This is a genomic window from Pseudomonas alliivorans (genome assembly GCF_017826695.1).
Lineage (GTDB): Bacteria > Pseudomonadota > Gammaproteobacteria > Pseudomonadales > Pseudomonadaceae > Aquipseudomonas > Aquipseudomonas alliivorans.
Genome location: NZ_JAFFZW010000013.1, coordinates 24,883 through 45,420 on the forward strand (window position 1 = coordinate 24,883; position 20,538 = coordinate 45,420).

Here is a 20,538-nt window from a genome sequence, read left to right on the forward strand (position 1 = left end):
TTATTTCCCACCGGCCGGTGAAAAGTTTCAGAAAATCGGCGGATAGCGCCTGATTTCAGGGCGTGCACTCTGTGGATTGAAACACTCTCGAGACGTCGGTTTTTTTGCATGTATTAACAATACCTATGAATGAACTTGATTCGTCTAATCCACAAGATAGCCTGTAAGTCATGGCTATATGATATCGCCCAAAACAGGCTTTAAAATACTGGGAATTTTTTGAAATGAGTACGATCTGTTTTGCGAGTGGACAAAGCAGGAGTAACAAAATGGCTGATGAAAAACACTACCGGATCGATTATTTGCTGCACGGTAGCTATAAGACCTTCTACATCAGGGCCGTCGATATGGACAACCAGGAAGCCTGGCATTGGGCGACGGTTGATGCAGGGTTTGGTGCGATTCCCAAATACCGTTCCGACAGAGTACCGAAGCTAAGCAAACCACAGGCCGAGAAACTGGGCCTTTCGAATGTGGAGTGGAAACGGGCGTAAGGTTCGGTGATCAGGTACGCAATAGACGTTCACCAGCGTGCAGGTCCGATGTCGCACGATGGTGGATGGAGGTGATGTTGGTTGATCTGATTCAGTGGCCTGCAATGGCTGTGACGTTACTGGCCGCCTGGTTCATCGGGTCGCAACGACCTGCCAGGCGCATGCTTGCTTTCTGGTGCTTCATCTTCAGCAATGTCCTCTGGATCATCTGGGGTCTTCATGCTCAGGCCTATGCGCTGATCGTTCTGCAGGCAGGTCTCTGCGTCATCAATCTCAGAGGTTTCAAAAAGAATCGAGACGGCGCCAGGGGCGATTTCCAATAACCACGCGTCGCCTGCTGTCGGCCACCTTTTGCCCGTAGCTACTGGAAACAGTGCGTTACATAAAGCGCCTTTCCAATATGTTGATAAATGCTCGGTTTTTGTCGCGTTCCCGTCCTCACGTTTCCCTTCAACACGCCGATAGGCCGGTATCGGATTGCATGACCCCCATTGAACTAACCAATCGGAGCAAGCTCTGACGTGATGTCACAATGCCTTCACTTGGTCGGTACACCCTCCCAGTTGTAAACGTGACGTATTGCCACCTGTCGCGACGTAAAGAAGGGAGTTCTTTCAGCCGGATCAGGCCCCCTTACTAAAAAGAGAACGATATGAATATTCTGTCGCCCGGTGTCTACCTGACCAACCGCCTGCGTTTTCCTGCCAAATTCACTGTCCTTGCCATCATCATCGTCATTCCGCTGCTTGTGCTCGGAATGCGCGTTTTCAACAGCCTCAATGCAAGCATTGCCACCGTCGCACAAGAGCGCATGGGGCAGGAGTATCTGCACGTTGTGACACCGGTATTGCGCCTCTCGATGCTGCAGCGCGCGTTGACCAACCGCATGTTGACGGGCGATGCCGCAGCCGCGCAAGACATCGTCGCCAATCGCAGCCAGCTCGAAACCGCGTTCGCCAATCTGGCTGAGATTGACGCTCGTCAGGGCCGCATACTGGAAACCGAAAACCGCGTTCAACGTCTGCGTGACGGCGCCCGCACCTTGATGGACAGCGCGAAACCAGGGGCCTCCCCGGATGAAATGTTCACTCAGTGGAATGAGCAACTGACTCAGACCCTTAACTTCATTTATTACCTGTCGGCCACGTCAGGGCTAGTGCTGGACGAGGATTATGCGTCGCTGTTCCTGATCGACCTGAGCACTATCCGCATGCCTCGCCAGATCAACGTGGCAGGCCAGATTCGCGGGATCGTTGCGGGCCTGAGTTCGGGTCAGAACCTGACCCCGACCATGCGCGGTTCGCTCGATAGCCTGTTCAAACAGGAAGCGCAGACCCGACTGGAACTGGAGCAGAGCATTCGCCTGCTCAAGCGTCGTGATACCGAACTGAGCGAACGCGTCAATACACCCGTGGTGGCAGCCATCGCCGCCATGGACAGCTTTCGTGATGACCTCAAGGCTTATGTGGGCGGCACCAATGTGTCTGTTCAGCAAGGGCAGGCACTGAGTGCACGCGGCAACGTCGTCGTGGCTGCTTTCTACAAGGCGCAGGACGAGATCCAGACGTCGCTGCAAGGCGAACTGAATGCGCGTTATGACGAGCTTTTGCTGCAACGCGAAACCGTCATCGGCATGTGCGTGATCATGGGCTTGCTGCTGCTCTATGCGTTCTGCAGCATCTACAAGGCCTTGCGTCTGGCCATCGACGGTTTGCTTGAAGTCACACGCCGTCTGGCCGACGGTGATCTGAGCGCACGTGTCAATGTGACCAGCCAGGATGAAGTGGCCGATATCGGCACAGGGCTGAATCTGATGGCCGAAGCCTTTTCCGGCTCCATCTCGCACATGGATCGCACCTCTTATGAGCTGTCCGAAGTGGCCGCTCGACTGGGCAACTCCATCAGCCTGGCCAAAGAGTCGATGAACGCGCAACAGGCCGAAACGGAACAGGTGGCGACTGCTATCAACGAAATGACCGCCAGTGTCGCCGACGTCGCGCAAAACACTGAAGGTGCCGCGCAGGCCGCTGACGAAGCGAACACGGCGTCGCGCACCGGGCTGCGCGTCATGCATCAGGCTCATTCGACCATTCAGGCGCTGGCCGAGGAAGTGGAACTCAGCGCTCAGAAAGTCCAGGCGCTGGCACTGCACAGCCAGTCGATTGGCGGCGTGATCCAGGTGATCAGCACCATTGCCGACCAGACCAACCTGCTGGCGCTGAACGCTGCCATTGAAGCCGCACGCGCCGGTGAGCAGGGCCGTGGCTTTGCGGTCGTGGCAGATGAAGTACGCACGCTGGCGTCGCGTACCCAGTCCTCCACCGAAGAAATCCGTAACATCATTCAACAGTTGCAGGGGGCTACGGATGCCGCCGTGCAGCAGATGCAGGCCGGTCAACAGAAAGCACAGGCGTGCATCAGTGCCGCTGGCGAGGCGTCGGGCAGCCTGTCGAGCATCAGTCAGGGCGTGGAGCGGATCGTGGAGATGAACACCCAGATTGCCAGCGCCGCCGTGCAACAGCATGCCGTGTCCGAAGACATCAACCGCAACGTGATGGGCATCCGCAGCAGTTCGGGCACGCTGATGCAGGGCATCGAGAACAATGCCACCACGGCCAGCGAGCTGGGCCGCGTCGCCAGCGAAATGCGCTCGGTGGTGTCGCGCTTCAAGCTTGGGGCCTGATTCAAACTGAATCAGCGTTGGCTTTTTTGCGGGAGGCCTCTCGCCTCGCGCTTCCTCATTTGACACGTCAAAGCCGCTGTGCCGACGCACAGCGAATCTCCCTGAATCAGCGGTCTTGCCGCTGATTCTGTCTTTTTGGTCAAGTTATGCCTGATGCCGGCCGATAGCTCTAGCGCGCAGGTTTGCTGTTCATAAAAACAAATCTTCAGCTCTTTCGTTGCGCATAAAAAGCATATTCAGGAGATTGCATGAACAGCAGCTTTGCGAACATCAGCGTCAACATGAAGTTGACCCTGGGCTTTGGGGCGGTCCTTTTCTTCACTGCCATACTCGCCCTCGTCGGCTGGACCAGCCTCGACAAACTCATCTATCGCACCGACAGAATCGGTGACATCACCCAACTCGGTAACAAACTGACCGACCTGCGCATTGCCCGTCTGCAATACATGCTGACCGATGGCGACGAAGCCGCAGCGCAAAACATGCAGGGCAAGCTGGATACCTTCAAAAAGCACCAGCAATCACTGCTCAGCACGTTCAATAACCCTGTGAATATCAAGCCTCTTGGCCAGCTCACCGATGTCATTCGCGAGTATGAAGCGTCGTTGAATCAGATGCGTGCGGTCTATCAGACCAGCGCCAGGGTACGTACCGAGATGACCGCCAACGCCACGACGGCCACCCAGTCGATTGATGCGCTCAACAGTGCCGTCCTGCAGATGGACCCATCGGATCCGGCCCGTTTCGATCAGGTCCAGTTGGTGAGCACAGCCCGGCAGGACCTGACGCTGGTGCGTTATGAAGTGCGCGGTTACACCAGCAAGCCCGACGATACGTCGGAAAAGGCTGCCTTCCAGCAACTGGACACTGCCATTGAGCACCTGGACGGCCTCAAATCCGCCTTTGGTGCGGCCAGAGTCGTGCCGCTGGAGAACGCATTGCGCAGTTATCGCCGTTCGGTAGAAGCTTTCAAGGCCACGACCGTCGAAGCGGCAACCGTGCGCAAGGACCTGACCACTCAGGGCGCAACCATCGTCAAGCTGGGCGATGAGCTTTACGACCTGCAAATGAAGCTTGGCGATGACGACACCGCTCAGGCGCGCAACCTGCAGATCGGCTGCATCCTGCTGGTGCTGATTCTCGGCATTGTGGCTGCGGTCATCATTACGCGTCAGATCACGCGTCCGTTGCAGGAAACCCTGGCGATTGTCGATCGAATCGCCTCGGGCGACCTTACCCACACGGCGGTCATCACCCGTCGCGATGAACTGGGCGTGCTGCAGCAAGGCATTCAGCGCATGGGTGCAACCCTGCGCGATCTGATCTCCGGGATTCGCGACGGCGTGACCCAGATTGCCAGCGCGGCTGAAGAACTCTCTGCGGTCACTGAACAGACCAGCGCTGGCGTTAACAGCCAGAAGGTCGAGACCGATCAGGTCGCCACCGCCATGCACGAAATGTCGGCCACGGTGCACGAGGTTGCGCGCAATGCCGAACAAGCGTCTGTTGCGGCCGCCGATGCCGACAAGGAGGCTCGCGCCGGTGACAAGGTCGTGGGTGAAGCCATCGGCCAGATCGAACGACTGGCTGCCGAGGTCGTGCGCTCATCCGACGCGATGACCGTACTCGAGCAGGAAAGCGACAAAATCGGCAAGGTCATGGACGTGATCAAGGCCGTTGCCGAGCAGACCAACCTGCTGGCGCTCAATGCCGCCATCGAGGCCGCGCGCGCAGGCGAGGCGGGTCGTGGGTTTGCTGTGGTGGCTGACGAAGTGCGAGGCCTTGCGCAGCGTACTCAGCAATCGACCGAGGAAATCGAAAGCCTGGTCGCCGGTTTGCAGAACGGCACTCGTCAGGTGTCGGAGATCATGCTGGGCAGCCGCACGTTGACCGACAGCAGCGTCGAACTGACCCGCAAGGCCGGTGTGTCGCTGGAAAGCATCACCCGGACCGTGTCGAACATTCAGGCCATGAACCAGCAGATCGCCGCCGCAGCCGAGCAGCAAAGCTCGGTGGCCGACGAGATCAGCCGCAGCATCGTCAATGTGCGCGATGTGTCCGAGCAGACCGCAGAAGCCAGCGAAGAAACCGCCGCTTCCAGCGTCGAGCTGGCGCGTCTGGGTGGGCAGTTGCAGATGCTGGTCAGCCACTTCCGGGTTTGATGGCTGAAGGCAAAGGAGACCTGTAGGGCGCGCTGCCCTGCAGGAAACACCCCCAAAATCGCAGTCAGCGCCAACTTTCGGTTCAGCAGGACTTGCCGCGGTCGGCGCATGCTTTCGTTGATGCGGTCGGCAGGTAAGCGTCGCGGATGCGCTGCAGTTCGCCGCGGCGCTGCATGTCGAGGATCGCGGCATTGATCTTCGGCAGCAGCGAGGCGTGCCTGCTCAACAGCATGATCGCCAGATTCGACTCATTGAGTAGGGCGCCCTGACGGAAGCGGGCGGGATCGATCTGATGCGTATTGACGAGGTAATCGTAAAGGTCATCGACCATGGCGACGGCGTTCACGCGCTTGTTGGCGAGCAATGCCAGCAAGGCCGAGTCCTCTGAGGTTTCCAGTCGGGTCACGCGCCCTTCCTCAAAGGCCGTGTCCAATGAGCGGTAGGTATACCCCCGGATCATGCCGATCGTTACATCCCTCAGCTCACTTAGCGGTGCAGTTGACAGTGGATCATCAGCGGCGAAGTACAAGTGTTCGCGTACCGCCAGGTAAGGCACCGAGAATACATACTTGCTCGTGTCATCTTCGCGAGTCCAGTTGGGCGACTCGGCATAACTGATATCGATCTGTTGTTTTTCCAGCATCACTTGCATGCGGTTGGCAGGGTAAGAAACAAACTGCACATCAATAGCGGCCTGTTTGAATACCTGACGAGCGATATCGGTCGAGACGCCTCGCAGCGTGTTGTATTCGTCGGTGTAGATGAAGGGACGCCATTCGGTGCTGGCCGCCAGATAGGGCTGTGCCAGCGCTGCGGGTTGAAACCAGACCCACGCACATGCCAGGGCAAGAAAACGAAATACCTTCATCCGATAGCCTTTCGTGGTTTTACCAACACGGAGTTGAACGTTAAGCCGTTTATATACCTTGGTATATGACACGCATACTTTCGGGTCTGTAGCGTCTACGTTTGCAGGTTTTAACCACGCGTCGAAAGTCTATAAGCTTTTATTCAACGAGTGGTTAAACACTCACTGCCCTTTTTCCGTATCCGCTGACAGTCGGTTTTCTGAAACGCTGCCGGCGCGTACCCGTGCAGCTGTGTCGAGGTGAGCCCATGCAGTCTATTTTCGAGTCCGGCAAGCGTCTGCGAGTCTCCCACTATGGCGATGCCAGAACACGCACAGCTTACGGGATCGATATCGTCTGCCTGTGCCTGTTCGCGATGGTGGTTGCGTTGCTGCTGCACGGTGTCGGGCAGATGTTGCAGCCGCTGTCGCTGCTGACTTCAAGCCCGATGACCCTCGATCCTGCGAACCTGCCGGAATATGCATTGCGCACCACGCTGCGCATGTTCATTGCGTTGGCGGCCTCTCTGGTCTTTACCTTGATTGTGGCCACGCTGGCCGCCAAAAGCCGCAAGGCCGAGCAGGTGATCATCCCGGCGCTGGATATTCTGCAATCGGTACCCGTACTCGGCTTTCTGACCTTTACCGTGACCTTCTTCATCGGACTGTTTCCGGGGCGGCAATTGGGTGTCGAATGTGCGGCGATCTTTGCCATTTTTACCAGCCAGGCCTGGAACATGACGTTCAGCTTTTATCAGTCGCTGCGCACGGTGCCCAATGACCTGAGTGAAGTCAGTCGCCAGTTCGGCCTGTCGCCGGTGCTCAGGTTCACCCGGCTGGAACTGCCGTTCGCCATTCCGGGGCTGGTCTGGAACATGATGATGTCGATGTCCGGCGGCTGGTTTTTCGTGGTGGCCTGCGAGGCGATTTCGGTCGGCGACACCACTGTCAACCTGCCCGGCATCGGCTCCTGGCTGGCGCTGGCAATCGAACAGAAAGACCTGACGGCGATTGCCTGGGCCGTTGCGGCCATGGCACTGGTGATCCTGGCTTATGACCAGTTGCTGTTCCGGCCGGTGGTGGCCTGGGCGGACAAGTTTCGCTTCGAGCAGACCGCTTCGCAAAAGCGTCCACGCTCCTGGATGTACAGCCTGTTGGGCCGCTCCCGGCTCGCGCCGCTGCTGGGCACTGTGCTGGTCGCGCCCTGGAAAGGCCTGATGCTGATCAATTGGCGCGGTTTGACGCGCTTCTGGAACGTCAAACCTGCGCCGGGTGTCAGCCGGTTCCTCGACACTGCCTGGCTGGGGCTGGTGATTGCCGGCTGTCTGGCGGCCAGTGTCTGCCTGTTCCGGTTCATCGAAGCATCGCTCGGGTTCGGCGATCTGGCCACCGCGCTCGGACTGGGACTGACCACCATGCTGCGAGTGATCGTGCTGATTATCATCGCCAGCGTGATCTGGGTGCCGATTGGCGTGTGGATCGGTCTGCGTCCGGTGTGGGCTGAGCGTCTGCAACCTGTCGCGCAGTTTCTGGCGGCCTTTCCTGCAAACGTGCTGTTTCCGTTTGCCGTGATTGCCATCGTCGGTCTGCACCTCAACCCCGACATCTGGCTGTCGCCGCTGATGGTGCTCGGCACCCAGTGGTACATCCTGTTCAACGTCATTGCCGGGGCCAGCGCCTTGCCGACCGACCTGCGCGAAGCGGCCACCATGTTCAACATGCGCGGCTGGCAGTGGTGGCGTCGGGTGGCGTTGCCGGGAGTGTTTCCGTACTACGTCACCGGCGCGCTGACGGCGTCGGGCGGTTCATGGAACGCCAGCATCGTGGCCGAGGCCGTGTCCTGGGGCGACAAACATCTGGAAGCCGCCGGTCTGGGGTCGTACATCGCCAACGCGACTCAGGCGGGCGACTACGCAAAGGTCGCGCTGGGCATTGCTGTCATGTCGTTCTTTGTGATCGCGTTCAACCGGTTGCTGTGGCGCCCGCTGTACGGGTTCGCCGAGCGACGTCTGAGTCTTGTGTGATTTTTGTTGTGTGGAGAATGCCACGATGATGGCTGTCGAAAAGCGTTGCCTGGTGGATGTGCAGAAAGTTCGTCATGTGTACGGCAAGGCCAGCAAAGAGCGCCTGGTGCTGGACGACGTGACACTGCAACTCAACGAAAACGAAATCATCGGCCTGCTGGGCCGCTCCGGCTCGGGCAAATCCACGCTGCTGCGCTCCATTGCAGGGTTGGTGGTGCCGACCGAAGGCGAAGTGATTTTTCCTAACCGCACGCAAGGCAAGGCCATGTCGGTGGGCATGGTGTTCCAGAGTTTTGCGCTGTTTCCCTGGCTGACAGTGCTGGAGAACGTCGAGGTCGGGCTTGAAGCTCAGGGTATTCCGGCTCAGCAGCGCCGCAAGCGTGCGCTGGCGGCGATTGACCTGATCGGTCTGGACGGTTTCGAAAGTGCTTATCCCAAGGAGCTGTCGGGCGGCATGCGCCAGCGGGTCGGCATGGCCCGTGCGCTGGTGATCGATCCTGACGTGCTTCTGATGGACGAGCCGTTCTCGGCGCTCGATGTGCTGACCGCCGAAACGTTGCGCACCGATCTGCTGGACATGTGGAGCGAAGGGCGCATGCCGATCAAGTCGATCCTGATGGTGACGCACAACATCGCCGAAGCGGTGCTGATGTGTGACCGGATCCTGTTGTTCTCGTCCAATCCGGGGCGGGTGATCAGTGAAATCAAGGTCGACCTGCCGCAGCCGCGCAACCGTCAGGATCCGGTCTTTCAGGCGCTGGTCGAAGAAATCTACGTGCTGATGACCCAGGACAGCGACGCAGGCGAAACCCGTCAGGGCGTGTTCCCTGGAACCGGGCTGGGCATGGTGCTGCCGCATGTGTCCACCAACGCGCTGGCCGGTCTGATCGAGGCCATTCATGCGCCGCCCTATGGCATGAAGGCCGATTTGCCGGAGCTGGCCGGTGCGCTGCATTACAACGCCGACGAGCTGTTTCCGATTGCCGAGGTTTTGCAACTGCTGCGTTTTGCCGAGCTCAAGGGCGGCGACATTCGTTTGCTGCCTGCGGCCAACCGGTATGCGCTGGCCGACGTGGATGAGCGCAAGCACCTGTTCGCCCAGCATCTGCTGAGCTTCGTGCCGCTGGTGGCGCATATTCGCCGGGTGCTGGATGATCGCTCGACGCACACCGCCCCGGCGCGCCGCTTTCGCGACCAGCTGGAAGACTTCATGTCCGAAAGCGATGCCCGGCAGACGCTGGATGCAGTGACGCAGTGGGGCCGCTACGCCGAGCTGTTCGCCTACGATGAACTGGCCGATCAGTTCAGTCTGGATAACCCTTCCTGAGCTGTGTCGGCGCATACTGCGCTGGCCCTTTGAACGAGCGAGATGTTGCAGATGCGCGAGCCTGAATCCTTTGGCAAGGCTGCGATGGCGATCAGGTTGACTGCCTTGCTGGGGCTGGCCGTGGTGATCGCGATTGCCGATACCCTGACCGATCTGGAAATTGCCGTCGGTGTGTTCCAGATCGCCGTGGTGCTCATGGCGGTCCGGTTCCTGCCGGTCGCCGGTGTCATCGCCATCGCGCTCACCTGCATGGCGCTGACAGTGCTCAGCTACGAGTTGACGATTTCCCGGGGCAGCGAGTCGGCGCTGATCAATTGCATCATCAGTCTGGCGGCGATTGCCATGGCGACCTATCTGGCGCTGCGCATGGCGGTGGCGATCCGCTCCGTTCACGAGGCGCGCTCACAGCTGGCGCAGATCGCCCGGGTCAACATGCTGGGCGAGCTGACCGCGTCCATCGCCCATGAAATCAATCAGCCGCTGTCGGCCATCGTCACCAGCGGCAACGCCTGCACGCGCTGGCTGGCCGCTGAGCCGGCCAATCTGGACCGGGCGCGGCAGGCGCTGGCGCGCATGATCGGCGATGCCAACCGGGCGGGCGATATCATCGTGCGCGTGCGTGCGCTGGCCAAGCGCTCGGCGGCGCACAAGGAATGGATCAACGTGGCCGATACCGTGGCCGAGATCGTATCGCTGGCCCACAGTGAAATCGACGAGCAGCAGGTTGTGCTCGTGGTCGAGGTCTCGGAAGGATTGCCGCCGCTGCTGGCAGACCGGGTGCAGATCCAGCAGGTGCTGCTGAACCTGATGCTCAACGCGGTGGACGCGATGCGCAAGGTCGAGCCCGGTCAGGCCCGGCTCCAGGTGACGGTGGACTTGAATGCGGGAGGGGAGGTGAAGTTTTCGGTGCGTGACAATGGCATGGGGGTGGCGCCGGAAAACATTGATCGCATCTTCGATGCGTTCTACACGACCAAGGAGGAGGGCATGGGCATTGGCCTGGCGATCAGCCGGTCGATTATCGAAGCCCATGGCGGGCGCATCTGGGTAACGTCCGATCCGTCAGTCGGTGCTACGTTTCACTTCACGCTGCCTACCGGAAAGATGGACACCTGATGAACACGACCGACACCGCCGCGCAGGCTGAAGAACCGATCATCTACGTGATCGACGACGACTTGTCGGTGCGCACTTCGCTGGAAGACCTGCTCGCCTCGGTCGGGCTGCGCAGCCTGCTGTTCGGCTCCACACAGCAGTTCATGGACACGCCCCGGCCCGATGCGCCGGGCTGCCTGATCCTGGACATCCGCATGCCGGGCATGAGCGGCCTGGATTTTCAGGAGCAGATGGCGCGCTCGGGCATTTTTCTGCCGGTCATCTTCATCACCGGGCACGGCGACATTCCCATGTCGGTGCGGGCCATGAAAGCGGGTGCGGTGGAGTTTCTCACCAAGCCGTTTCGCGAGCAGGATCTGCTGGATGCCATTCAGCAAGGTCTGGCGCTGGACCGGGTGCGGCGTCAGAACGCAGCGGTTCAGGCTGAGCTGCAGCGCAGGCACGCGAGCCTCAATACGGGCGAGCAGCAGGTCATGGCGCTGGTGGTCAGCGGCTTGCTGAACAAGCAGATTGCGGCCCGGCTGAACGTCAGCGAAATCACCGTCAAAGTCCGCCGCGGCTCAGTGATGCGCAAGATGGAGGCCGACTCTCTGGCCGAGCTGGTCAGGTTCGCCGAGCGTTTGCAGACGGGAGACTGAGCACCTGAAGCTAATTCACCAGCTCCGGCAGCACATAGTTCTTCACGACAAACAGTGAGCCTTCAGTACTCAGGTGCCCCGAATCGATCTGCAGCAGAGAGTCGGTATCCTCGAGCCGCACCAGACAGGCATCGGCCACACAGAGTTTGTCGATCAACGAGACGAACTGAATATCCGCCGACGCCGCCAGTTGCCGGGTCGCCTGATCCACGGCGATGACGCTCTGGTCGAGGGCCGGATCGCTGATGTGTGATTCATTCAGCCCCCAGTGGCGGCTGGCGATAACGCTGGGCAGCGACGGACTCCACTGCGGCAGCGGACCGATCAGCACCACGTGTTTCACGCCATAACCCTTGAGCCGGATCGCAATGCCGTGCCAGTCGGTCTTGTCGTGCCCGTCCTTTTGCGCGATGACCACGATGTCGGGGCGCAGCGTTTCAATGCTGTGCAGGGCCAGCCTGTTGGAGTAGTCACAGGCGCGGCTGGTGGGTGATGTGCGGCCCTGATGGACACTCAGGCTGGGACGGCAACTGGCTGATGCGACCTGATAAAACGGCGTGTCTTTGGTCAGCAGGGTGCGCAGACCGAGCGACAGCGCCTGTGCATGCGAGTCGCCCCACAGGAACACGCCGCCTTCGCCTTGCTTGCGCGTACACGACTCGTCGATACCCGACTGCCCGCGCTGAGTGAACGCAGAAAACGCATCGCACTTGAGCCAGTAAGGCTCGTACAGGTTCTGCTGCCGGTTGACGTAGTCCTGAATGAACGAGGCCTTCTCGGACAGACTGATCTCGCGCATTGGCGAGACCATGCCCTGTGTAGCACTCACTGCCGCGCCACCGACGAACACCAGACCGACGAACGTACCGAAGGTGGCGAACCTCCAGCGGGCATCCTGGCGCCAGCGGCCTGTCGGCCTTTCAATCAGGCCGTACGAAGCCAGGCTCAACAGGAAGGCCACGCCCATGCCCAGCAGCACGTTGCCGGTATCGCCCAGCCAGCCGGCGTAGTTCATCAGCACGACCACCGGCCAGTGCCAGAGGTAAAGCGAGTACGACAGTTTTCCGGTCCATTGTGACAGCGGGTTGGTGGTCAGCAGCGAGTCCTGTCGGGCAGCAGTGATGACTGCAAAGGTCCCCAGGACCGGCAACAGCACCAGATAGCCTGGCCACAGGTCCTGTACTGACACGAGCAACAAGCTTGTCAGCATGAGCGCCAGCCCGACGCCTTCCAGAAGGCGTTTCCGAGCGCTGCGCAGCTTGAAGGGAAACAGGCAGGCCACCCCGCCCAACAGCAACTCCCAGGCCCGCGTCGGCAGCAGATAGAACGACGCTTCCGGCCAGCGTACCGAGGCGAACACGCACAGCGCAAAGCCGGTCAGGCTGCCGCCCAGGATCCACCAGCGAAGATTCCTCAGCGCCACGAAGCGACTGAGCATCAGCAAGGTGATCGGGTACAACAGATAGAACTGCCATTCGACCGACAGCGACCACGTGTGCAGCAGCCATTTTTCATGGGCGTTGGCGGTGAAGTAACCCGCTTCGCGCCAGTACACGAAATTGGAGACAAACCCCAGGCTGCTCGCGACGTGCGTACCCAATGCGCTGTAGTCCAGCGGTAGCAGGTAGAACCAGCCCAGCGATAACAAGGCCATGCACATTACCGCCAGTGCCGGAATGATGCGCTGCGCCCGGGAGCGGTAGAACGCGGTCAGGCTGAAGGTGCCGGTGTGCAAACCACGCAGGATGATGCCCGTGATCAGGTAGCCCGAAATCACGAAAAACACATCCACCCCGGCAAAGCCGCCCGGCAGCCAGGCGGGATGGAAGTGGAACAGCAGTACAGCGAGAACCGCAATGGCGCGCAGGCCGTTGATGTCTTTTCTGAAGTCCATGGGAGAGTGCCGGCCAGTGGATGATCGGGAAGGTGGGTGCAGGTGGTTGAGCGGCAGGTCCTGCAACGTCTTGCGGCAGTCGCCTCTTATCAAACAATCAACCTGTAAACCCACTGAAGAAACGCGGTTCGTGGGGCTTGTCCGCGAATACTGCATTCCACGCGCGGAATATTTGTCGGAGGTACTGGCCAAGCCTGATGCTGACTCAGGCATGTCAGCGACCCTTCATTATTTTTTTCGAGCCATCTGCCCGCCACGACTCTCCGGGTTCAACCGGATGATCTTGGGAAAGTTGATCAGGTTGATCGACGCCGCACACTGGCCGCCTTCACAGTTCCAGGACTGACGGCTGTTCACTTCTCCGCGTTCGGCATAGGCGGTGTCGATCATCCGCACCGGGCCGTTCGTGTTGCCCTGGCTGATCACCTGCACGTCCTGCGGCTTACCGATGGCCCAGGCCACCAGCACGCGCTCATCGCCCTTGGTGAAGTGCAACTGATAAAGGTTCTGCTCCAGCGAACTGGCCTGGGCGTCATACGTGAAATCGCGAACCACCGGCGCGATGGCTTTCATCATGGTGTAAGCGGGTTTGGGCGAGAGGTCCTCGTTGAGCAGACCGAAGTTATGCTCCTGGTCGTAACGATCCGGGCCATCGTTGTAGAGGTCGAACCACCACATGCCTTTGACGTTGGGAATGGTGCGGGCCAGAAAGTAGATCCGTGCCATGTACAGCGCCTGGGTTGTTTCACTCTTGCCGCAAGGGCCCTGATGGCTGGGCCAGCCCATCTCCGTCAGGTAGATCGGCACGTCGCGACCGGCCTTGGTGCGGATGTATTGCTCGTAGTCGGCCATCCAGCCCACCCAGGCTTCGGGTGTGTTGCCATCGGTTGCCGAACAATGAACGTAGGGATGCACGGACAGACCGTCGACCAGGTCCAGTGCGCCGCTTTCGATCAGCGGGTCTGCGAAACCGAACCTCATCCCGTCGGGCGTTACCGAGCCTGCCAGAATCTTCGCCTGCGGGCCGATGACATTGCGTGTGTTCTTGCGAATCACAGGCACGGTTTTCTGCACCAGCGTCACGTAGTCCAGCGCCAATTGGCGGTCGTCGGAAGCCTCCAGGTCCCACTCGTTCCAGATTTCGTAGTAGCTGATGCGGTTGCCCAACTGGCGGGTGACGTAATCGACGTAATTCAGAAACGCGCTCATCACCACCGGGTCCCGGGGCTTCTTGTTGTCGTGAAAGTAGGTGCTGTAACCCAGTATCGCCAGGCGGCTCATGTTCAGCTCGCGGGCGATGGTCAGGTAGTTGCGCCAGTTGTCGGTGATACGTAACTCATGAGGGTAGGGTGCCGCAGTTGACCAGAACGCATCGTCCTTGACCGAATTGAAGCCGGCCTGGGCGGTCAGGTCCAGCGGTTGTTTGAGCGTGCGGTTGAAGTTCATCAGGTGCGTCGCGATGCCGACGATAAAGGGCGGTTCGGCCTGAGCCACAGGCATGCCGTTCAGGCAGCCCAGCAGCAGGAGACACGCGGTATGGCGTAAAGAGCGCTTCATGGCGGCCTCCTCAGCGCAGGTTCGGCAGAGCGGTCAGTTGCAGGTCGGCCGGTCTGGACGTCATGGCCTCCTGCTTTGCGGTGATGACATAGCCGATGGCCAGACCTGCAAACAGATTGGCCACGGCGACTTCGAACATGTCCGTGGTCCAGCTGATCAGGCACCAGCAGACACTGATCGACAGCAACATGCGACCGACCCGGCTTTCGTCCTCGATCAGCTTGAATAGCAGTGGAATCTGCAGGGTGTACAGCAACCCCCCTACCACGCCGAGCATCGCCCACAGGTACAGGGCCGAGTTGTCCATGCCGAGGAAAATCTCGGAGCCTTCCACCGGGAAGATGCCCATGGTGCTGCCGACCATGCCGAAGCCTGCGCCGGTCAGCACCCAGCCTTCGCGGATCAGGGCGTTGATCACGTTGGGCCAGGTGTTGATCAGCCGGTCGTAGAGCGATGCCAGCGAGCTGCCGCTGCTGCTGACGGTGAGCGCATCGAAGCTCATGACCATGCCCAGCGTTGGCAGCAGCAATCCGATGAACACCACCAGCACGCACAGAATCCGGCAGGTCCAGCTCATGCGCTGAATCATCAAAAGGCCCATGGTCAGTGCGAATGCCCCGGCCGGGGCCTTGCTGGTGGTCAGCACAATGGCATAGAGCGCCATCGCACTGAGCAGCATCATCACCACGCGCGAGCGCAGGAACATGAACAGATACAGGGTGTAGAACGCGATCAGGATCGACAGCACATTGGAAACCCGCGCAAAGCCTGCGACCCGGTCCACGTCGTCCGCGCTCCACGTGGTGTTGGCACTCAGCTCGGTTTCTCCCACGTTGTAGCTGTAGCCCTTCCACGGCACGGCGGTGAATTTGTCCAGCGCCACCCCTGCCAGCGAGGCGAGCAGGCAGAAACCGATGGCCCAGCACAGCAGCTTTCTGCGATGGATCAGGTGCTCGCTGCACACCAGGCCGAACACCAGCGGGCTCAGCGCGAACAGGCTGAATGCCAGATTGTGCGGACTTGCGCGGTGCAGCATGGCGATCAGCCCGGAAACCGCCCACACGATGACGAAGGTCCAGAACAGGCGGCCAGCCTTGAAGGTGCGCAGCTCCAGCGCGAACAGCAGGATGCAGGCGACTTTGGGCAGATAGAGAAGGGGGCTGATACCGGCCTTGTCGAAGTAGAAGCGCAAGGCTCCGGAAAAGGTCTCGACCAGAATCAGGCTGATCGCGACCAGCACGACCACTGTGGATTTATCGAAGGAAATGATCGACGACGAATCGCCGGCGCTGTTCGCTGGATTCAGCTCCATGATGTCTGCCTTCTGGATGGCGTCAGGAAATTCGAACGGACAAAGCTACCGCCCGACGACCGCGACGGGCGGGTCGATAGAGGGGGAAGCCTTTGGGGATGAAGAGAAGTCTGGAGCGAATGCTCGCAACGGCATGACAAGACGTATATCAGTCGCAGTTCGGGAAACTGTCAATTAATTCGTCAGGATTGATGGATTATCCGATGAATGCCGCACCCTTTGGGGTGACGCTCAGCGTCACGGGATGCAGGCCCACGCGGAGCGACAGGCACGATCAGCGCACCCGAGATGCCTGATCGTGACTCACTCGTGGAAACGCCGCTCAGGACGCTCCGCGTCGGGTTCGTGCTGTGACGCGGAGCGCAGGTCTGATCACCGGTCAGGGATATTTGCGACGATCAGGTGCTGGCGGGAAGTACTGGTACAGCCACGTCTCGCTCAGTGTGCGGTCGCCGGTGCGGATGAACATGCGCATCTCCACCGGGTCTACCGAGTCGCTGTCAGGCACCCAGTCGAAGGTGATCCGGTAACCCTTGATGTCCGGCAGCACGAGGATGTTGAAGTCCTGCACCTTGCCGTGGGTAACGGTCACGATCGGCTCGATCCCGGTGCCTTCCGGCAGACGATCCAGACCGCCGCCATGGAAGTCCACCGCAAAACGGCGAGCCCAGGTTTTCGGGTAATGCTCGCCTGGTGCCCAGCCTTCCAGAAAACCGCCCATGCCCGAACGCGTGGCGTGAACCTGCGCCAGCGGCGTGCTCACTGGCGGCAGCGGGCTCCAGAACAGCTTGTAGCCGTAGTTCATCGAATCGCCAGCCTTGACTGGTGTCTTGGGTGTCCAGAACACCACGATGTTGTCCATCGTCTCGCCGGTGGTCGGAAGTTCCAGCAGGCTGACTTCACCTTCGCCCCACGGCGTGATCGGCTCGACCCACAGGCTTGGACGGCGGCTGTACCAGACCACGGTGTCCTGATAGCTGGAGAACTCGTGATCGCTCTGTACCAGACCAAAACCTTTCGGGTCATTGTCAGAGAAGGCGCTGAACTGCGGTTTGACCGGGTTGTTCAGCGGGCGGCAGATCCACTCACCGTTGCCACGCCACATCGACAGACGATCCGAGTCGTGAATCTGCGGGTGAATGGTGTCGCACATGCGGCGTTCGTGGGTGCCGCAGCTAAACATACTGGTCATCGGCGAAACGCCGAGCTGCTGGATGTCTACGCGGGCATTGATGTGCGCGTCGATCTCCATCACCACCTGACCGGCCTGACAGTCGATGTCGAAGCGATAGGCGCCGGTCGCGCTCGGCGAATCGAGCAGTGCGTAGACCACAAAGCGCGTGGCGTTCTTGTCCGGCGTTTCGAACCAGAACTTGGTGAAGTCCGGGAATTCTTCCTGACGCTTGGCATAGCTGTCGATGGCCAGACCGCGTGCAGACAGGCCGTACTGCTTGTTGCTGTCGACCGCGCGGAAGTAGCTGGCACCCAGGAACGAGACTACGTCGTTGATGGCGATTTCAGGCGCCTTGAACAGCTTGAAGCCGGCAAAGCCCAGATCGCCTTTCACCAGATTCTTGTCGATGCCGCTGCTTTCGTAGTTGAACAGGTCGTGGCGGAAATGCACCTCGCGCGCCTGCTTGCTCTGCGGGTCGACGCTGTACATGCGCACGGGCGTCTTGAAGCCCGCGCCGACGTGGAAGAAATGCACGTCCAACTGGCCGTGGACGTCTTTCCACAAGGAGTGTTCCGGGTCGTAGCGAATGGCATTGAATTGCTGTGGCGTCAGGTTCGCCAGCACGGGTGGCAACACCTGCTTGGTGCTCACATAACCTTTGCCAGCCAGCTTCTTCGCGTGAGCTTGCAACTCTGCAAAATCGAAGTGCTCGATTTCACCATCAGCTGCTGCCGCCAGTGCGCGTGCAGCAAAAAGCCCTGAAGCCGACACGCTGCTATAAGCGGCCAACGCCATGGAAGCTTTCAGGAGATTCCTGCGATTCATAAGGGTGAAGCCTCTAGGTAATTCTGTGCGTCCTGCACAAAAAATGGCGCGCCAACGACTCCTTGCCGAACGCAAACTACCCACAACAGATAACAAAGACGAGATCCGGTTCGGAAATAGGCCGAAAAAAAACGCCGCTCATGCTGAATGAAAACGGCGTCGGGGGCATAAAACGGACGATTTTGAGGTTCGTATCGGTCGACCCGTTACGCTCATCGCCGCTTGGCGCAAGGCCTGCAAGCGAGTCGGGTGCCGACGGCAGGTCAACGGAATGTTTTTGCAGAGCGCCGAGCGCGTAGTGGCTATGCAATATTCAGCAATCATTTCGTTGACCGGCGGAACGGTCAGACACGCGCCAAAAGTCGGATGGCGCGCTTATTGATCAGCCGCCAACGGCTGCGCAAGCGGCCTCATGTCCACCAGTAACGCACCAGATGGAAGAAAATCGGCGCGGCGAAACACACCGAGTCCAGTCGGTCGAGCATGCCGCCGTGGCCCTCGATCATGTGGCCCCAGTCCTTCACGCCACGGTCGCGTTTGATGGCCGACATCACGATGCCGCCCGCGAAACCCAGCAGGTTGATCAGCAGTGCGATCAGCGCCGACTGCCACGGGTTGAACGGCGTGATCCAGAACAGCGCGCCGCCGATCAGCGAGGCCAGGACGATGCCGCCGACGAAGCCTTCGACCGTCTTGGATGGCGACAGGTTAGGCGCGATCTTGCGTTTGCCGAACAGCTTGCCGCACACGTACTGCAGCACGTCCGATATCTGCACCACGATCACCAGATAAGCGATCAGCAGCAGGTTGCGGCCTTCGTAACCGGCGATTTCGAGGGTCAGCAGTGCGGGCACGTAGGACACGCAGAACACCGCGATCATCAAGCCCCACTGCACTTTCGAGGCGCGCTCCAGGAAGTGTTTGCTGTCGCCACCGAGCGAGGCAAGGATCGGCAGCAGCAGGAACACGTAGACCGGAATGAAGATCGAGAACAACCCGTACCAGTTCATGGCGATCAGCACGTACTGCAACGGCAGCGCCAGATAGAACGCGGCCACCAGTGCCGGATAGTCGCTGCGCCGGGTGGGCGTCAAGGTCAGAAATTCGCGCAAGGCGTAGAACGACACCGCATAGAACAACAGGATGACCGCACCCTGGCCCAGCCAGAAGGCAATGCCGATCACCAGCACCATGACCCACCACGCGTTGATCCGCGCGTTCAGGTTGTCGATGACCGAATTCGGTCCGCCTGCGCGGCGCTTGAGTACATAACCGATCAGCGAGGCCAGCAGCAGAACGGTGCCGATGCCCATGAACAGCAGTTGAGTCTGGTTATCCATTACAGCGGCTCCGGTGCCAGGGCCAGCAGTGCTTCACGACTGCGGGCGAGAAATTGCTCTTTGCTCTCTTCACTGTCCAGCCGCAACGGCGCGCCGAAGCTGGTTGTGCATAACAATGGCAGCGGCAGCATTCGGCCTTTGGGCATGACCCGATTCAGATTGGATATCCACACCGGCACCAAGTCCACCTGGGGATAACTTTTCGCCAGGTGATACAGCCCGCTTTTGAATGGCAGCAGGCCTTCATCCGGGTTGCGCGTACCTTCTGGAAACAGGATCAGCGAATCGCCGTTTTCCAGCGCTTCAAGCATGGGTTGCAACGGATTGCTGTTTGGCGTACTGCGCGTACGGTCCACCAGCACGCCGTTGAACACACGGTTGATGATGTAGCGGCGCAACGGGCTGGACTGCCAGTAATCAGCACCGGCGACTGGCCGAGCGGTCTTGCGCAGGGCGGGCGGCAGCGAGGCCCAGAGCAGCACGAAGTCGCCGTGGCTGCTGTGATTGGCAAAGTAGATCCGCTGCCGGGGCTCGGGTGTACAGCCCAGCCACAGGCTGCGAGCGCCGGTAATGCTGCGCGCACCGGCAGTGATGATCGTGGCGACCAGAGGTTCGAACATGACAATTCCTATTGAGCGAAGGACAGCCAGGGAAAGATGAAGATGATGCCCAGCAGCCAGAGCAACTGCAGCACGATGTAGCGCACCTGCAGACGCAACTGCCGAAGCGCACCCTGAGTACGCAGCGCCCAGTTGCGGCCGCCTTTCTCGGCAGGCTGCAGCTTGAGATCAGCCAGGACTTGATCGAGCTCTTGAGTACGGTCACTCAACTGGCTGGGACGGTCAGCCATGTGCTGGAACAGATCGGCATCGAACGCAACCCGGAACGCCTGGGACTTTGCCAGCGCCCCGGTCAGGACCATGCACGCCACTAGCACCATCATCAGAAGGCTTGCAGAACCTATCCACAGCTGCACCAGGCCAAACAGCAGGCTCAGCAGCAAAAGCCCTGTGGATAAATAATCCAGCGACTTGCCGCGCCGAAGCAGCGCGGCCACCACGTGCAACTGCATTTCCAATGACATGAACGAGCACTCCTGTGGATAAATTGTTTCAGTAACGACTTGCGAACGCTGACCGTGGCAA

At 59.8% G+C, this 20,538-nt stretch carries 16 protein-coding genes and 2 pseudogenes; 10 read left to right on the forward strand and 8 right to left on the reverse strand.

Annotated features, from left to right (window positions below):
- Positions 1–269: 269 nt before the first annotated feature.
- The 6 genes and pseudogenes from JTJ32_RS24190 to JTJ32_RS26905 all read left to right on the forward strand — a co-directional run bounded on the left by JTJ32_RS24190 (position 270) and on the right by JTJ32_RS26905 (position 5,339).
- Positions 270–494, forward strand: a complete 225-nt coding sequence (locus tag JTJ32_RS24190; protein ID WP_004882389.1) for a DUF6555 family protein — start codon at positions 270–272, stop codon at positions 492–494.
- 74 nt (positions 495–568) lie between these two features.
- Positions 569–817 carry a hypothetical protein gene (locus JTJ32_RS24195; RefSeq protein WP_408004633.1) on the forward strand — a complete coding sequence of 83 codons (249 nt, stop codon included), beginning with the start codon at positions 569–571 and terminating at the stop codon, positions 815–817.
- 1,322 nt (positions 818–2,139) lie between these two features.
- Positions 2,140–2,307 (forward strand): annotated as a pseudogene (locus tag JTJ32_RS26890) (HAMP domain-containing protein); the annotation flags it as partial.
- Between the two features lie 159 nt (positions 2,308–2,466).
- Positions 2,467–3,177: a methyl-accepting chemotaxis protein gene (locus JTJ32_RS26895; RefSeq protein ID WP_371321809.1), complete on the forward strand. Its 711-nt coding sequence runs from the start codon at positions 2,467–2,469 to the stop codon at positions 3,175–3,177.
- A 281-nt stretch (positions 3,178–3,458) separates the two neighbouring features.
- Positions 3,459–4,436 (forward strand): annotated as a pseudogene (locus tag JTJ32_RS26900) (methyl-accepting chemotaxis protein); the annotation flags it as partial.
- 198 nt (positions 4,437–4,634) lie between these two features.
- Positions 4,635–5,339: a methyl-accepting chemotaxis protein gene (locus tag JTJ32_RS26905; RefSeq protein ID WP_408004636.1), complete on the forward strand. Its 705-nt coding sequence runs from the start codon at positions 4,635–4,637 to the stop codon at positions 5,337–5,339.
- Between the two features lie 82 nt (positions 5,340–5,421).
- On the opposite strand, the gene JTJ32_RS24210 is transcribed toward JTJ32_RS26905, so the two are convergent.
- Positions 5,422–6,207 (reverse strand): substrate-binding periplasmic protein, encoded by a 786-nt coding sequence (locus JTJ32_RS24210; protein ID WP_210043564.1) that lies wholly within the window; start codon positions 6,205–6,207, stop codon positions 5,422–5,424.
- A 248-nt stretch (positions 6,208–6,455) separates the two neighbouring features.
- On the opposite strand from JTJ32_RS24210, the gene JTJ32_RS24215 reads away from it, so the two are divergent.
- Genes JTJ32_RS24215 through JTJ32_RS24230 form a run of 4 tightly spaced genes read left to right on the forward strand, consistent with a single transcriptional unit; the run spans position 6,456 to position 11,291 of the window.
- Positions 6,456–8,210 carry an ABC transporter permease gene (locus JTJ32_RS24215; protein ID WP_210043565.1) on the forward strand — a complete coding sequence of 585 codons (1,755 nt, stop codon included), beginning with the start codon at positions 6,456–6,458 and terminating at the stop codon, positions 8,208–8,210.
- A 25-nt stretch (positions 8,211–8,235) separates the two neighbouring features.
- A complete protein-coding gene (locus JTJ32_RS24220) occupies positions 8,236–9,537 on the forward strand; it encodes an ABC transporter ATP-binding protein (protein ID WP_210043566.1) in 1,302 nt (433 codons plus the stop codon).
- Positions 9,538–9,588: 51 nt separating this feature from the next.
- Positions 9,589–10,653, forward strand: coding sequence for a sensor histidine kinase (locus tag JTJ32_RS24225; RefSeq protein ID WP_210043602.1), 1,065 nt, complete (start codon positions 9,589–9,591; stop codon positions 10,651–10,653).
- Positions 10,653–11,291: a response regulator transcription factor gene (locus JTJ32_RS24230; protein ID WP_099231127.1), complete on the forward strand. Its 639-nt coding sequence runs from the start codon at positions 10,653–10,655 to the stop codon at positions 11,289–11,291. The genes JTJ32_RS24225 and JTJ32_RS24230 overlap by 1 nt, the downstream gene beginning before the upstream one ends.
- 10 nt (positions 11,292–11,301) lie before the next feature.
- Here JTJ32_RS24230 and JTJ32_RS24235 read toward each other — a convergent pair whose 3' ends face one another.
- The 7 genes from JTJ32_RS24235 to JTJ32_RS24265 form a co-directional block, all read right to left on the reverse strand.
- Entirely contained in the window at positions 11,302–13,185 is a 1,884-nt protein-coding gene (locus JTJ32_RS24235; RefSeq protein ID WP_210043567.1) for an acyltransferase family protein, read from the reverse strand.
- A 228-nt stretch (positions 13,186–13,413) separates the two neighbouring features.
- Positions 13,414–14,742: a glycoside hydrolase family protein gene (locus tag JTJ32_RS24240; protein WP_210043569.1), complete on the reverse strand. Its 1,329-nt coding sequence runs from the start codon at positions 14,740–14,742 to the stop codon at positions 13,414–13,416.
- A 10-nt stretch (positions 14,743–14,752) separates the two neighbouring features.
- Positions 14,753–16,054 carry a hypothetical protein gene (locus JTJ32_RS24245; protein ID WP_210043571.1) on the reverse strand — a complete coding sequence of 434 codons (1,302 nt, stop codon included), beginning with the start codon at positions 16,052–16,054 and terminating at the stop codon, positions 14,753–14,755.
- A 379-nt stretch (positions 16,055–16,433) separates the two neighbouring features.
- Positions 16,434–18,053 (reverse strand): glucan biosynthesis protein D, encoded by a 1,620-nt coding sequence (locus tag JTJ32_RS24250; protein ID WP_099231135.1) that lies wholly within the window; start codon positions 18,051–18,053, stop codon positions 16,434–16,436.
- Between the two features lie 410 nt (positions 18,054–18,463).
- On the reverse strand, positions 18,464–19,393 hold the full coding sequence (locus JTJ32_RS24255; RefSeq protein WP_210043572.1) for a phosphatidate cytidylyltransferase: 930 nt from the start codon (positions 19,391–19,393) through the stop codon (positions 18,464–18,466).
- The gene (locus JTJ32_RS24260; RefSeq protein ID WP_099231138.1) at positions 19,393–20,013 is read right to left on the reverse strand and encodes a lysophospholipid acyltransferase family protein; all 621 of its coding nucleotides are present in this window, start codon (positions 20,011–20,013) and stop codon (positions 19,393–19,395) included. Before JTJ32_RS24260 ends, JTJ32_RS24255 begins: the two co-directional genes overlap by 1 nt.
- 8 nt (positions 20,014–20,021) lie before the next feature.
- The gene (locus JTJ32_RS24265; protein WP_099231140.1) at positions 20,022–20,477 is read right to left on the reverse strand and encodes a hypothetical protein; all 456 of its coding nucleotides are present in this window, start codon (positions 20,475–20,477) and stop codon (positions 20,022–20,024) included.
- Positions 20,478–20,538 lie beyond the last annotated feature (61 nt).

Coding starts and splice junctions, on each gene's coding strand:
- JTJ32_RS24190 (WP_004882389.1), top strand. CDS start 270: ATGGCTGATGAAAAACACTACCGGATCGATTATTTGCTGCACGGTAGC.
- JTJ32_RS24195 (WP_408004633.1), top strand. CDS start 569: ATGTTGGTTGATCTGATTCAGTGGCCTGCAATGGCTGTGACGTTACTG.
- JTJ32_RS26895 (WP_371321809.1), top strand. CDS start 2,467: ATGACCGCCAGTGTCGCCGACGTCGCGCAAAACACTGAAGGTGCCGCG.
- JTJ32_RS26905 (WP_408004636.1), top strand. CDS start 4,635: ATGTCGGCCACGGTGCACGAGGTTGCGCGCAATGCCGAACAAGCGTCT.
- JTJ32_RS24210 (WP_210043564.1), bottom strand. CDS start 6,207: ATGAAGGTATTTCGTTTTCTTGCCCTGGCATGTGCGTGGGTCTGGTTT.
- JTJ32_RS24215 (WP_210043565.1), top strand. CDS start 6,456: ATGCAGTCTATTTTCGAGTCCGGCAAGCGTCTGCGAGTCTCCCACTAT.
- JTJ32_RS24220 (WP_210043566.1), top strand. CDS start 8,236: ATGATGGCTGTCGAAAAGCGTTGCCTGGTGGATGTGCAGAAAGTTCGT.
- JTJ32_RS24225 (WP_210043602.1), top strand. CDS start 9,589: ATGCGCGAGCCTGAATCCTTTGGCAAGGCTGCGATGGCGATCAGGTTG.
- JTJ32_RS24230 (WP_099231127.1), top strand. CDS start 10,653: ATGAACACGACCGACACCGCCGCGCAGGCTGAAGAACCGATCATCTAC.
- JTJ32_RS24235 (WP_210043567.1), bottom strand. CDS start 13,185: ATGGACTTCAGAAAAGACATCAACGGCCTGCGCGCCATTGCGGTTCTC.
- JTJ32_RS24240 (WP_210043569.1), bottom strand. CDS start 14,742: ATGAAGCGCTCTTTACGCCATACCGCGTGTCTCCTGCTGCTGGGCTGC.
- JTJ32_RS24245 (WP_210043571.1), bottom strand. CDS start 16,054: ATGGAGCTGAATCCAGCGAACAGCGCCGGCGATTCGTCGTCGATCATT.
- JTJ32_RS24250 (WP_099231135.1), bottom strand. CDS start 18,053: ATGAATCGCAGGAATCTCCTGAAAGCTTCCATGGCGTTGGCCGCTTAT.
- JTJ32_RS24255 (WP_210043572.1), bottom strand. CDS start 19,393: ATGGATAACCAGACTCAACTGCTGTTCATGGGCATCGGCACCGTTCTG.
- JTJ32_RS24260 (WP_099231138.1), bottom strand. CDS start 20,013: ATGTTCGAACCTCTGGTCGCCACGATCATCACTGCCGGTGCGCGCAGC.
- JTJ32_RS24265 (WP_099231140.1), bottom strand. CDS start 20,477: ATGTCATTGGAAATGCAGTTGCACGTGGTGGCCGCGCTGCTTCGGCGC.